The sequence below is a fragment of the Pseudohongiella sp. genome, assembly GCF_011050365.1.
Classification (GTDB): Bacteria; Pseudomonadota; Gammaproteobacteria; order Pseudomonadales; family Pseudohongiellaceae; genus Pseudohongiella.
In genome coordinates, this window is sequence record NZ_DRFV01000010.1 from 133,612 (window position 1) to 146,133 (window position 12,522).

Annotated in this window: 12 protein-coding genes; 6 read left to right on the forward strand and 6 right to left on the reverse strand. The window is 56.6% G+C overall.

Annotated features, from left to right (window positions below; translation table 11 throughout):
• Positions 1-38: 38 nt before the first annotated feature.
• Positions 39-2,366 carry a Tex family protein gene (locus ENH71_RS09230; protein WP_294130830.1) on the reverse strand — a complete coding sequence of 776 codons (2,328 nt, stop codon included), beginning with the start codon at positions 2,364-2,366 and terminating at the stop codon, positions 39-41.
• A gap of 1 nt (position 2,367) precedes the next feature.
• Positions 2,368-3,249 carry an RNA methyltransferase gene (locus ENH71_RS09235; protein WP_294130832.1) on the reverse strand — a complete coding sequence of 294 codons (882 nt, stop codon included), beginning with the start codon at positions 3,247-3,249 and terminating at the stop codon, positions 2,368-2,370.
• A gap of 178 nt (positions 3,250-3,427) precedes the next feature.
• Here ENH71_RS09235 and ENH71_RS09240 point away from each other — a divergent pair, with 178 nt between their 5' ends.
• The 4 genes from ENH71_RS09240 to ENH71_RS09255 all read left to right on the forward strand — a co-directional run bounded on the left by ENH71_RS09240 (position 3,428) and on the right by ENH71_RS09255 (position 6,958).
• Positions 3,428-4,213, forward strand: coding sequence for an inositol monophosphatase family protein (locus ENH71_RS09240; RefSeq protein ID WP_294130834.1), 786 nt, complete (start codon positions 3,428-3,430; stop codon positions 4,211-4,213).
• Between the two features lie 51 nt (positions 4,214-4,264).
• Entirely contained in the window at positions 4,265-5,644 is a 1,380-nt protein-coding gene (locus tag ENH71_RS09245; protein WP_294130836.1) for an MATE family efflux transporter, read from the forward strand.
• Between the two features lie 147 nt (positions 5,645-5,791).
• Positions 5,792-6,346: a nitroreductase family protein gene (locus ENH71_RS09250; RefSeq protein ID WP_294130838.1), complete on the forward strand. Its 555-nt coding sequence runs from the start codon at positions 5,792-5,794 to the stop codon at positions 6,344-6,346.
• Positions 6,347-6,958 (forward strand): lysophospholipid acyltransferase family protein, encoded by a 612-nt coding sequence (locus ENH71_RS09255; RefSeq protein ID WP_294130840.1) that lies wholly within the window; start codon positions 6,347-6,349, stop codon positions 6,956-6,958.
• On the opposite strand, the gene ENH71_RS09260 is transcribed toward ENH71_RS09255, so the two are convergent.
• Together ENH71_RS09260 and ENH71_RS09265 are read right to left on the reverse strand one after the other, a co-directional pair.
• Entirely contained in the window at positions 6,936-7,709 is a 774-nt protein-coding gene (locus tag ENH71_RS09260) for a TetR/AcrR family transcriptional regulator (protein ID WP_294130842.1), read from the reverse strand. The two genes, ENH71_RS09255 and ENH71_RS09260, sit on opposite strands and share 23 nt — an antisense overlap.
• Before the next feature lie 145 nt (positions 7,710-7,854).
• Positions 7,855-8,544, reverse strand: coding sequence for a sulfite exporter TauE/SafE family protein (locus tag ENH71_RS09265; RefSeq protein ID WP_294130844.1), 690 nt, complete (start codon positions 8,542-8,544; stop codon positions 7,855-7,857).
• Between the two features lie 99 nt (positions 8,545-8,643).
• Here ENH71_RS09265 and ENH71_RS09270 point away from each other — a divergent pair, with 99 nt between their 5' ends.
• Positions 8,644-9,534: a radical SAM protein gene (locus tag ENH71_RS09270; RefSeq protein WP_294130846.1), complete on the forward strand. Its 891-nt coding sequence runs from the start codon at positions 8,644-8,646 to the stop codon at positions 9,532-9,534.
• A 37-nt stretch (positions 9,535-9,571) separates the two neighbouring features.
• Here ENH71_RS09270 and ENH71_RS09275 read toward each other — a convergent pair whose 3' ends face one another.
• Both ENH71_RS09275 and fghA read right to left on the reverse strand, forming a co-directional pair.
• The gene (locus tag ENH71_RS09275; RefSeq protein ID WP_294130848.1) at positions 9,572-10,678 is read right to left on the reverse strand and encodes an S-(hydroxymethyl)glutathione dehydrogenase/class III alcohol dehydrogenase; all 1,107 of its coding nucleotides are present in this window, start codon (positions 10,676-10,678) and stop codon (positions 9,572-9,574) included.
• 25 nt (positions 10,679-10,703) lie between these two features.
• Positions 10,704-11,534 (reverse strand): S-formylglutathione hydrolase, encoded by an 831-nt coding sequence (gene fghA / locus ENH71_RS09280; protein WP_294130859.1) that lies wholly within the window; start codon positions 11,532-11,534, stop codon positions 10,704-10,706.
• A 179-nt stretch (positions 11,535-11,713) separates the two neighbouring features.
• On the opposite strand from fghA, the gene ENH71_RS09285 reads away from it, so the two are divergent.
• Positions 11,714-12,514, forward strand: a complete 801-nt coding sequence (locus ENH71_RS09285; RefSeq protein ID WP_294130861.1) for a TlpA disulfide reductase family protein — start codon at positions 11,714-11,716, stop codon at positions 12,512-12,514.
• The last annotated feature ends 8 nt before the right edge of the window (positions 12,515-12,522 follow it).

The window sequence follows — 12,522 nt, forward strand, 5'->3', positions numbered from 1 at the left end:
ACGCAGGCAGTGCGAAGCAATACCCACGATGATAGTTTTCAGCGTTTGTTTTTCAGGGCCTGCTCGAATAGAGCCGCCATGGTGCCGGTTTGCCGCTTGTTCTGGGCGGCCGCAGCAAAGTCCTTCTTGCGCTTGTTCGACTCCGCCGACGTCGGTCCGGAACGGGATGATTTGGCGCCGGTTTCTGTCGGCAAGGGATCATCCAGCCTCATCGTCAACGCGATGCGCTTGCGCTCCTTGTCCACTTCCAGCACCTTGACCTTGACGATCTGACCGGCACTGACCACCTCGTGCGGATCCTTGACGAACTTGTCCGACAGCGCCGAGATATGCACCAGACCGTCCTGATGCACCCCGATATCGACAAAGGCACCAAAATTGGTGACGTTAGTTACCGTACCTTCCAGAATCATGGCCGGCACCAGATCTGACAGTGTCTCGACACCCTCTTTCAGGGCAGCCGTTTTGAACTCACCTCGCGGATCACGGCCGGGTTTTTCCAGCTCGCGCAAAATATCCTCCACAGTCGGCAAGCCATACACATCGGTGACATAGTCCTTTGCTTTCAGTGAACGCAAAAATGTACTGTCACCGACCAGGGACCTGACTTCACGGCCGTGACGTTGCGCAATTGCCTCCACCAGCGGATACGATTCCGGATGCACGGAGGAGGCATCAAGCGGGTTTTTGCTTTCGTGCACGCGCAAAAAGCCAGCCGCCTGCTCAAAGGTTTTATCACCAAACCGGGGCACTTTCTTCAGGTCGTCACGGCTGAGGAACTGGCCGTTTTTGTCGCGGAACTCAAGAATGTTGCCAACCAGTGACTGGGTCAGACCCGACACCCGTTTCAGCAAGGGCGCTGAGGCGGAATTGACATCAACGCCCACCGCGTTCACGCAGTCTTCCACAACACCGTCGAGGCTGCGCGACAGTTTTACCTGGCTGACATCGTGTTGATACTGCCCGACACCAATGGATTTGGGTTCAATCTTCACCAACTCTGCCAGCGGATCCTGCAAACGCCGGGCAATCGACACTGCCCCACGAATGGTAACGTCCAGGTCCGGTAATTCCTGCGAGGCAAACTCGGAGGCGGAGTACACCGAAGCACCGGCCTCATTAACCAGAATGCGATTAAGCTTGAACTCGGGATGATCCTTGCAGAAATCCGCGACAAACTGGTCGGTTTCGCGCGAGGCGGTGCCGTTGCCGATGGCAATAAGCTGAACATTGTATTTCTGACACATGGTGCGCAACACTGCTGCCGCTTCGCGTGTCTTGTTCTGCGGCGCAGTGGGAAATATCGCGCCATGATCGAGCACCCGACCGGTGGCATCCACCACACACATCTTGACGCCGGTACGCAGACCCGGGTCCAGACCAATGGTAACCTTTTTGCCGGCCGGAGCGGCCAGCAGCAGATCCTTGATGTTACGTGCAAACACGTTGATGGCATCTTCTTCGGCCTGGTCGCGCAACTGCGTCAGAAAGTCGGTCTGCAGATGCGTATGAATCTTCACACGCCAGGTCCAACGCACCACTTCCTGCAACCAGGCGTCGCCGGCGCGCCCTTCATCATGCACCTGCCAGTGCGCGGCGATCATCGCCTCACAACTGTGCTTCACCGGCGGCGCGGCGGGGTCAACCGGAATATCAATCTTTAGATTGAGGATGCCTTCATTGCGGGCACGAAACAGAGCCATCACGCGATGTGACGGAATTTTGCTGACCGCTTCGGAGAATTCAAAATAATCGCGATACTTGGCACCTTCCTGCTCTTTGCCGGGAATCAACTCCGATGACAGGTGTGACCGCGCCCAGAAAAAATCACGCAACTTGCCCAGCAGTGCCGCGTCCTCGCCAAACTGTTCAATCAGGATATGTTTGGCCCCATCCAGTGCGGCCTTGCCATCGGCAACGCCTGCGTCAGCGTTAATAAAGGCCTCTGCCTCCTGTTCCGGCGAGCGCGACGGGTCGGCGAACAACATGTCGGCCAACGGCTGCAGGCCCGCTTCCCGGGCTATCTGGGCGCGGGTACGGCGCTTGGGTTTATAGGGCAGGTACAGATCTTCCAGTGTGGTTTTGGTGTCCGCGGCGCGAATCTGTCGCTCCAGCTCCGGCGTCAGCTTCTCTTGCTCGCTGATACTCTTGATGATGGCATCGCGGCGGTCATCCAGCTCACGCAGATAAATCAGCCGTTCCTGCAAGCGGCGCAGCTGAATATCATCCAGGCCACCGGTGACCTCTTTCCGGTAACGCGCAATAAACGGCACGGTGGCGCCGTCATCCAGCATGGTGACGGTGGCAGCGACCTGCTCCGGGCGGGCTGCGATTTCTTCAGCAATCTTCTCAAACATGATGCTCATACTACTTCGTATCCTTGGGGGTCTTGTTCCCTGTATTGTCAGCGTCCGGCAAGTCGCCGGCGTTGGCGCGGCGGACATGCTCTTCGACGTAAGTCAGTACGCCACGCAATATGTTTATCTCCATGGAATCCGGGCGAATACGCCCGAACAGCCGCCGCATGCGCGGCATCAATAGCCTGGGATTTTCCGGGTCATGGAAATCCATCGCCACCAGGGCTTTTTCCAGGTGTTCGTAAAACAGCTCCATCTGATGACCATCTGCCTTCGGCACATCCCAGTACTCATCTTCGGATGCCGGGTCATACATGGGCGCATCCGCACCCAATCGCGTCTCACCGGCATGTTCGAGCATGGCAACTCGCACTTCGTAGCAGACCACCATCACCGCGGCGGCCAGATTCAGTGAACTGTAGTCCTCATTGGCAGGAATCTGCACATGGTAGTGACACTGTTGCAACTCATCATTGGTGAGGCCGGTGTCTTCGCGACCAAACACCAGCGCGATCTGACCACTGTCTTCCGCCGTGGCCCGCTGGATCTCCTCCAGTACATGCCGGGCACACTGGCGGGGCGACAGCATGGGCCAGGGCATCCGACGCGAGCGCGCACTGGCACCAATGACCATCGAACAGTCTGCGACAGCCTCAACCAGTGTCGGGAATACCTTGGCGCGCTCCAGCACATCGGTGGCGGACACCGCCCGCCACATGGCAACATCACTGGGGTAATCGCGCGGATCAACCAGACGAAGATTAGGAATTCCCATGTTTTTCAGGGCCCTGGCGGTAGCGCCAATGTTGCCCGGATGAGAGGTGTTGACCAGTACGACGTGAACCCGGCTCAGATCGGGTGCAATGGACTGCGACGGTTTGCCTTTGGACAATGGACTGCTCCAGCGGTTGGTTTTAGTCAGGGGCGGGATTATAACAACTAGTTAAGGACTGACTGCCAGCATTTTGCTATCATTCTCCGTCTTTTGAACCAAGGGAGACTCTGAATCAGAGGCTCCAACGACAATAAACCGTCCCGATTCAACCCGGGCAACAAGTTAAGCGAAAATCATGCATCCCGTAATCAATATCGCCCTCCGGGCCGCGCGCAGCGCTGCCGAACAAATCATCCACGTCAGTGACCGTCTGGATCGTGTCAGCATTATCGAAGACAAAGACGGTGAGCTGATTACCAGCATGGATGTGGACGCTGAGCGTACCATTCTGTATCACCTGCGCAAAGCCTATCCCGATTTCAGTGTGGAATCACGCTTGAGCGGGTACACGGCAGGTGCCGACACAGACAACACCTGGTTGATTGATCCGCTGGCCGGCAATCGCAATTTTCAGCGCGGCTTCGGCTCGTTTTGCATCTCCATTGCCTTGAAAACCAGCAAGGGTATTACTCACGGTGTAGTGCTGAACCCGGCTGCGAACCAGGAATTCAGCGCCAGTCGCGGCGCCGGTGGACAGCTGAACGACAGCCGCATGCGTACCGGTAAACTGACCTCGCTGGAAAACGCCTTTGTCGGACTGGATCCGCAACCCGCTGAAGACACGTTTCTTGCCCAGTTACAGGATCAGTTGCTGGCCCTGCCCTGCCATATTCGTATGAGTGGTTGCGCACCGCTGGACATGGTCTATGTGGCTGCCGGACGTCTTGACGCGGGCTGGTGCCGCCCGCAACATCAGACATCACTGGCCGCTGCGCAATTGATTCTGCTGGAATCAGGCGCGCTGCTGAGTGACCCTCAGGGTAACCCGCAAACACAGGGCAGCAAAGAACTGTTGTTTGCCAATCCCAAGTGCTTCAAACATCTGTTGCAAATCAGACAGTCACTGAAGGCGCAGTCGTAAGCAGCGAAGTCACTACAACATTAATCCGACAGTAAACCGCGATGGCCTGATATGGCAGAAAAAAGGGCAAACAAGCGTTACCAACTGACCGACGGTCCCATCGCGTCGACATTGATCAGCATGACCATCCCGATGATCCTGGGCATGCTGATGATGTTCAGTTTCAACCTGGTTGATACCTTTTTCATCAGCATGTTGGGCACGGAAGCCCTGTCTGCGATCAGTTTTACCTTTCCTGTTACCTTCACCATCATGAGCCTGGCCATTGGCCTCAGCATCGGCACCTCGGCCGTGGTTGCCAAATACATCGGCCGCGGCGAAACCGAGAAGGCCAAAGAAGCATCCACTGTCACCAACTACGTCGCCATGGCCCTGGCCGGCGTACTGGCCCTGATCGGCTATCTGTTGATGGATCAGATCTTTTTACTCCTGGGTGCCTCGGCAAGCATGCTGCCTGCCATCCGTGACTACATGGATATCTGGCTACCCACCAGTATCCTGCTGGTGGCGTTGATCTGCGCCAACTCAGTGCTGCGCGCCAACGGCGATACCCGCACGCCCAGCATCGTTATGGCCAGCGCCGGACTGATCAACGCCGTGCTGGATCCTCTGCTCATCTTTGGCTGGGGCCCGATACCGGCCATGGGCATTCAGGGCGCCGCACTGGCGACGCTGTTCTCCTGGGTAGGCGCCTGCATTTTCCTGTTCTACTTCCTGGCTATCCGCCACGAACTGATTCACAAGGGCCTGCCGTCAATGCAGGTTTTCAGAACCTCGGCGCGCGAGATGTTGCGTATCGGTATCCCGGCATCGGGCGCCAATATGATGACACCGATTGCAGCTGGCGTGATGACGGCCATTATTGCCGGTTATGGTGACACCGCGGTGGCGGCCTTTGGTGTTGGGTCCCGGCTGGAATCCATGGCATGCATGGTGATCCTGGCTCTGTCCAGCACCCTGCCCCCCTTTGTCAGCCAGAATCTCGGGGCCGGCAAACTCGAGCGCATCGAGGAAGCCTGCCGGTTGTCACTGCGTTTTGTGCTGGGCTGGCAACTGATGGTCTATCTGCTGATGGCGGCCGGCGCCTCACTCATTGCCTGGGTGTTTACCCGTGACGAAGAAGTCGCCGGTATTATCCGCCTTTACATCTGGATCATGCCGCTGAGCTACGGCATGCAGGGCGTCATTATCTTGTGCAACTCGGCCCTGAATGCGATTCATCGCCCGATGGTGGCGCTGTATCTGAGCATGGCGCGCTTCTTTGTATTCTACGTTCCCCTGGCCTGGATTGGCAGCATGCTGTTTGGCCTGCCCGGATTTTTTGGCGGCGCCGTTGTTGGCAATATATTGATGGCAGCCCTGTCTTGGCTGACCTTTCGCCGGGTCATGGACAGAGAGCGCGCCCAGCTCGATGTTGTCGGCGCAGTCTGACCCTGCCTGCCGCAAAACTCTGGCCAGCCCGATGCAGTTGATTTATCCTTCGGAACAGCCGCGCAGAAACCGGCGGCCACACCCGTTTTCTGCCCGCCCGGGATGTCGAGTCCTGATCGGGCGCCCAATGACAACAGGCAGACATTGATGGATGCTTTAACCGCTCTGCACAGTCGGGTCTCAGTGTCCCGACTGAAAGAACCGGCTCCCGACCAGGAGGCTGTCGACAACATGTTCAGGGCCGCGATGCGTGCACCGGACCATGGCCTGTTGCGCCCCTGGCGCTTTCTGATCCTGCGCGGGGCAGCGCTTGAACGTCTGGGAGAACTGTTTGTGCAGGCAACGCTGCTGGATGAGCCCGGTCTGGCCCCGGCGAAGCTGGACAAATTGCGCGGCAAACCGTTACGCGCACCGATGATCATTGTCGGTATCTGCAGCCCCAGGGATCACCCCAAAGTACCGGTATTTGAACAACAGCTGGCCGCTGGTGCCGCCATTGATAACCTGCTGATCGCCGCTCATGCGCAAGACATCGGCGCTATCTGGCGTACCGGCCCCATGGCGACACATGACACAGTAACCAGCGGCCTGGGGCTGAGCGCAGAGGAGAGTATCCTCGGGTTCATTTACCTGGGTACCCCGGATGGCCCGCGCCGGCCGCTTAAACAGGAAGACTTCACGCCCTACATCCAGGATTGGTAAATGCCCGATTCAACACCCAAAAAAATAACAATAATGCGCACCACTGTTTTTAACACCCCTCTGCTGACTCCCCTGTTGCGGGGTATTTCAGGCGGCATTCTGGCGCTGCTGGGATGGCAGGCGATCGGCAAACCGATCCAGGATCAACGCTTTGTCCTGATCGGCGCGCCACACACCAGCAATTGGGATTTCCCCTTGATGCTGATGGTCGTCCTGAAACTGCAACTGAAGCTGCACTGGATGGGCAAACACAGTCTGTTCATGTTCCCGTTTGGCGGTCTGATGCGCTGGCTTGGCGGCATACCCATTGACCGGCGCAGCCACCATGGCATCGTTGACCAGGTTGCCGCTCAGTATCAGGAGAACCCGCAACTGGTAGTGCTCGTGCCTCCGGAAGGCACCCGAAAAAAGGTGCAGGAATGGAAAACCGGCTTTTATCACATCGCCAACAAGGCCGGCATCCCGATTCTGATGGGGTATCTGGATGTGAGCAGAAAAGAGGCGGGACTGGCAGATTTTTTTTACCCGACGGGCGATGCCGACGCGGACATCGTCAACATCCGCGCCTTCTATGCGACCAAAAAAGGTATCAGGCCTGAGAACGCAGACTGAGCGGATCGCTGACCTGCGACTGGTAGTTCAGGCTGGTCAGTACATGCTGAAAAACGAAGGCGGCGTAGTCTGTGATACCGACTTTCAGATGCTGGAATTTCCAACGCTTCAGATACCACTGCTGGAGCATGGCGGTTGTACTTGACGCCAGCAATGCCGTATCACCGTCATAACGAAACACACCTGACTTGATTCCTTGCTGGCATATCTCTTCCAGTCGCTGGTCGAACTTCAATTCCATTTCGATCGCCGCTTCACGCTGCGCCTTGTCCAGACCTTTGGCCTCGATAAAACAGAAATAGTACCAGGGGTGCATGATGTGATTCATGTAAAGATCTGCACTGATGACGGCCTTCAGGCGTTGATAGGGATCCAGTTGATATTGCTCAAGGTCGGACATCACATCATCAATGGTTTGCCGGACCACAGCCTCAATGGCTGATGCCAGGTCACTTTTGCTGCCGATATAGGCATACAGGCCGCCCATACTGATTTGGGTTTCCCGGCTGAGATCACGCAAACTCATGGAGTGGAAGCCCTGGCTGTTCGCCAGACGGAAGGTACAGGTAAATATCTTCTGCAAGTTGCGTAACGCGGTTTTGCCGTTTTTGATTTGCATGCGCTCATGGTGCACAGCAAAGACCCGCTCCCATAACGGTTCGCCTTCAAGGATCCAGGTACGACGGAACGCTTCAATGCTTGTATCCTGCGGCCATGTATTTGTTATTTGTTCCACGACGTTGTTGTCCACCCTCAAAATCTCCCTGTAACAACCTTTAGCCCGCTACATTGGGCTTCAGCCAATAAAATCAGACCCTGGCGGCGCCGTAAAGTCTTAATCCACAAAGCAGTTTACAGCAACACCCGGCGCTTAGACAGCGCCCTACCCAGGGCCCTTACAGCAACGCTGTCGCGACCGCATAGAGCCCGGATATTGCACACAGTGTCAGTGAGCCGTAGCGAATAGCCCGGGCGGGCAGGCGATGCATGGTCCGGCGTGCGACCCAGTAGCCCAGGACTGTTGCCGGCAACAGTGGCAGTGAGAGCCAGACATGGATCATGCCAAAATGCCCGATGGGTGCAAGGATAACCAATGAAATCAAACAACTAACCACGAAGAATGCGGCCAGATTGGCCCGGATAAGCGCCAGGTCCTGATGCTGCCATAACAGGGCCATTGGTGGCCCTCCTATGGACGTGCTGGTGCCCATGAAGCCGGACAGAAAACCCGCGGTCATCATCCTGCCCGGCGTCGGATGCCAGCGCAACGAGGACAGGCTCACGACTACCGCGAACAGTACGGACAGACCAATCCATAACGCCAACATGTCCTTGTCGATCAACAACAACAGACCCGCCCCGGCCAGTGATCCGGGCACCCGCCCAATGATCGCGGCCTTCAGTCCCTGCAATGACACACCATCGCGAAACGCCCAGGCGTTGATCAGGGACAGTACCAGGGCGCAGACTGTGACCGGTGCCGGAACAAAATCAGGGTTGATGAAAAACAGCACGGGCGCGGCAATGACAGCCAGACCAAAACCAACGGCGGTCTGCACAAATGCCCCGACAAACACCAAACTCATTGCTATGACTAAATCCATGCAAGCGGTCCGCAGTGAGAAAACCCGGTATTTTACGCCAAGCGGGCGCCAAGGTCGCGTCCAGTTGTTATACTGCGCCCTATGTATCCACTATCCTATATCGAACCGGTCTTTCGCCCACCCAGTGAGTGGAAGTCCCTGATCCTGCAGGTCACCAATGGCTGTTCGTGGAACAATTGCACGTTCTGCGATATGTACACCGCCGAGCAGAAGCGCTTCCAGCCGGCTCCGTTGGCTCAGATCGAAGCACAGTTAAAGAGCATTATCGAGGCCGGCTATCCGGTGTACCGTGTGTTTCTGGCCGACGGTGATGCCATGACGCTGTCTGTGCGCCGATTGCACGGGATCATGGATCTGCTGAACCGCTGGTTGCCGCACAAGCCACGGGTCAGTGCCTACTGCCTGCCCCGCAACCTGAAAAACAAATCCGTAGCAGACCTGCGTGCGTTGCGCGAAAAAGGTCTGAGCCTGATGTATGTCGGCTGCGAAACCGGCGACAACGAATTACTGAGATTGATCGAGAAAGGTGAGAACTTTGACAGCTCTCTGTCGGCACTGGAAAAAATGAAAGCCGCCGGCATCAAAAGTTCAGTGATGGTGCTCAATGGCCTGGGTGGCCCCGAGCTTAGTGAACGGCATGCCATCGAAAGCGCGCGCCTGATGAACGCGGCACAGCCCGAGTATCTGTCGACGCTGGTGGTGGATTTCCCGCACGGCAGCGAGCGCTTTGCCAAAAACTTCAACGGACGCTGGCGTCAACTCAACCAGTCAGAACTGTTTCGTGAAATGGAGGTGTTCCTCGAGCATCTGGAGCTGGACACTACAATTTTTCGCAGCGATCATGCGTCAAATTATCTGGTCCTGAAAGGCGTCCTGGGCAAAGACAAAGCACAGATGCTGGATACGGTTCGTACTGCGATCCACCAACCCGGTCGCATTGCGCTGAGGGAGGAATGGCAACGCGGGCTGTAATACCAGCGCTGCCATCCATCCTGTCATTAACAAATCCTCAGTACAGAATCACACTGCGGATGGATTTACCCTCGTGCATCAGATCAAACGCGTCGTTGATTTTTTCCAACGGCATGGTGTGGGTAATCAGATCATCAATGTTGAGCTTACCCTCCATATACCAGTCGACAATCGTCGGCACATCGGTTCGACCTCGGGCACCGCCAAAGGCACTGCCACGCCACACGCGACCGGTCACCAGTTGGAACGGCCGTGTCGAAATCTCCTGCCCGGCGCCGGCCACGCCGATAATGATCGATTCACCCCACCCTTTGTGACAGGCCTCCAGTGCCTGACGCATGGTATTCACATTGCCGATACATTCAAAGGTGTAGTCCGCACCACCTTTGGTGGTTTCAACAATGGCTTCCACAACATCATGAACTTCTTTCGGATTAATAAAGTCGGTCATGCCGAATTTACGGGCTAACTCAACCTTGGCCGGATTGATATCCACACCAACGATCTGGCGCGCGCCGACCATGCGTGCCGCCTGTATCACATTCAGGCCAATGCCTCCCAGACCGAATACCACCACACGCGAACCGGGCTCCACTTTGGCATCGAATACGACTGCGCCCACACCTGTAGTGACACCACAGCCGATATAACAAACCTTGTCGACCGGCGCATCATTGCGAATCTTCGCCACTGCGATTTCAGGCAGCACTGTGTAATTGGAGAAGGTGGAGCAACCCATGTAGTGCATCAGGGGTTTGCCATCCAGAGAGAAACGGCTGCTGCCATCGGGCATGACGCCTTTGCCCTGAGTGCTGCGGATAGCCTGACAAAGGTTGGTTTTCGGATGCAGACAATAATCGCACTCACGACATTCCGGCGTGTACAACGGAATCACGGTATCACCAACCGACACCGACTTGACCCCGGCACCCACTTCTACCACTACCCCTGCGCCCTCGTGACCCAGAATGGTCGGGAATACACCCTCGGGGTCATCGCCTGACAGCGTAAATGCATCGGTATGACACACCCCGGTCGCCTTCAATTCTATCAATACTTCGCCCGCCTTCGGGCCTTCCAGATCGACTTCCAGTACTTCCAGCGGTTTACCGGCACCAAATGCTACCGCGGCTCGTGTTTTCATCTATTCAATCCTCTGTCGCTGTGTCTTACGCGAATAAAAATTTCGCGTGGAACCGTAAATGTTCTGCAATAAATGTCGCAATGAAATAATAGCTGTGGTCGTACCCTTCCTGATAACGGATACGGGCATCGGCCTGGTCACGGGTGACCGCCGACAGGTTGTCGGTCAACAACTGTTCGGCGAGAAAATCATCAGCCGTACCCTGATCTACCAGCAATGGCAATGGCAGGCCCCGCTCCCTGATCAGTTCAACGCTATCGTATTGCGCCCATTCACTGCGGTCGTCACCCAGATACTGTGTCAGCGCTTTTTGTCCCCAGGCGCAGGCCATGGGGTTCACGATGGGGGCGAACGCTGACACCGAGGTGTACTGCGTCGGGTTTTTCACTGCTATCGACAACGCCCCATGCCCGCCCATCGAATGTCCGCTGATCGCTTTCCGGTCACTGACAGGAAAATGTGCGGTCACAAACTGTGGCAATTCCTGCGTGATGTAATCATACATGCGGTAATGCGCTTTCCACGGTGCCTGCGTGGCATTGACATAAAAACCTGCTCCATGCCCCATGTCGTAACTGTCGTCATCCGGCACCGCAGCACCGCGCGGACTGGTGTCGGGAATCACCAGCGCCATACCCAGCTCGGCAGCAACGCGCTGCGCACCGGCCTTGGTAGTGAAGTTTTCATCAGTGCAGGTCAGGCCCGATAACCAGTACAGCACCGGCACCTTTTTTGTTGCCGCCATACCATGCGGCAGATACAGGGAGAAACGCATAATACACTGCAGCGTCTCTGAAGGATGTTCAATGCGGATCTGTTCTCCGTCGAACAGACGTTGATTGCTGATGACTTTCATAAGATGTCCTGCTGATGTTGTACGTCAGACCGTGACGATAAACCACGGCGCTGCAAAAAACCAATGCAATTGGCTCCACCTTGTTCCCCGGCAGCGCCACGCTGGCTTGAGTGCTATAATCCTGTCCCTGTATCGCCCGCGATATTGCTGCGGGCGGCGATTTCCCGGAGGTATTGCGTTTGTTTGAGGTTGCCGGCCCTTTGGCCTTGTCAGTTGAACGCCTGCTGGTGCTTGCCGGTGTTGCCATCGCATTGCTGGTCGGTTGGCTTGTCAGCCGTCGTCACGGTCATCACCCGGCACCAACGCTTGGCATCATGCTGGTGCTGGGCTTCGTCAGTGCGCGCCTGGTGTTTGTGTTGATATACCTTGACGACTATCTGGTCGAGCCGCTCAGCGTGTTTGATATAGGTGATGGCGGTATGCATTTCATGGCCGGCATAACAGCGGCGGCCGCCTTTGCTCTCTATCGTGGCTGGCAGCAGCCTGACTTGCGCCGGCCACTGACATTGGCTGTGTTAAGCGGCGGCACCGCCTGGGCCATAGGCACGCTGAGCATCACGCAACAGCAGGAACCGCTTCCTGCGTTGCCACCGGTGGCGCTGACTACGCTGGCCGGTGACAGTCTCAACTTGCAGGCGCTGAATGACCGGCCGCTGGTGGTGAACCTTTGGGCCACCTGGTGCGTGCCCTGTCGGCGCGAAATGCCGGTACTGGCCGCAGCCCAGCAGCGCCACACCGAGGTCAGGTTCGTGTTCATCAACCAGGCCGAGTCTGCCGGACAGATTACCGACTACCTGGCCGATGAGGACCTGGAACTGGACAATGTTCTGCTCGACGCCAGCGCGGTATCTGGCAGACTGCTGAACACGCGCGGCCTGCCCAGCACCTACTTTTTTGATGCCAATGGCAACATGATTGATTTTCACGTCGGCGAGCTGTCCGGGCCAGGGCTCAGCCAGCAATTACGCAGACTGCGCTAGGGCGCCGG

What these genes read in the sequence shown, in the direction of transcription:
- ENH71_RS09250 (WP_294130838.1), top strand. Translation starts at nt 5,792, where the DNA reads ATGGATGCTTTAACCGCTCTGCACAGTCGGGTCTCAGTGTCCCGACTG.
- ENH71_RS09275 (WP_294130848.1), bottom strand. Translation starts at nt 10,678, where the DNA reads ATGAAAACACGAGCCGCGGTAGCATTTGGTGCCGGTAAACCGCTGGAA.
- fghA (WP_294130859.1), bottom strand. Translation starts at nt 11,534, where the DNA reads ATGAAAGTCATCAGCAATCAACGTCTGTTCGACGGAGAACAGATCCGC.
- ENH71_RS09270 (WP_294130846.1), top strand. Translation starts at nt 8,644, where the DNA reads ATGTATCCACTATCCTATATCGAACCGGTCTTTCGCCCACCCAGTGAG.
- ENH71_RS09265 (WP_294130844.1), bottom strand. Translation starts at nt 8,544, where the DNA reads ATGAGTTTGGTGTTTGTCGGGGCATTTGTGCAGACCGCCGTTGGTTTT.
- ENH71_RS09230 (WP_294130830.1), bottom strand. Translation starts at nt 2,366, where the DNA reads ATGAGCATCATGTTTGAGAAGATTGCTGAAGAAATCGCAGCCCGCCCG.
- ENH71_RS09255 (WP_294130840.1), top strand. Translation starts at nt 6,347, where the DNA reads ATGCCCGATTCAACACCCAAAAAAATAACAATAATGCGCACCACTGTT.
- ENH71_RS09245 (WP_294130836.1), top strand. Translation starts at nt 4,265, where the DNA reads ATGGCAGAAAAAAGGGCAAACAAGCGTTACCAACTGACCGACGGTCCC.
- ENH71_RS09240 (WP_294130834.1), top strand. Translation starts at nt 3,428, where the DNA reads ATGCATCCCGTAATCAATATCGCCCTCCGGGCCGCGCGCAGCGCTGCC.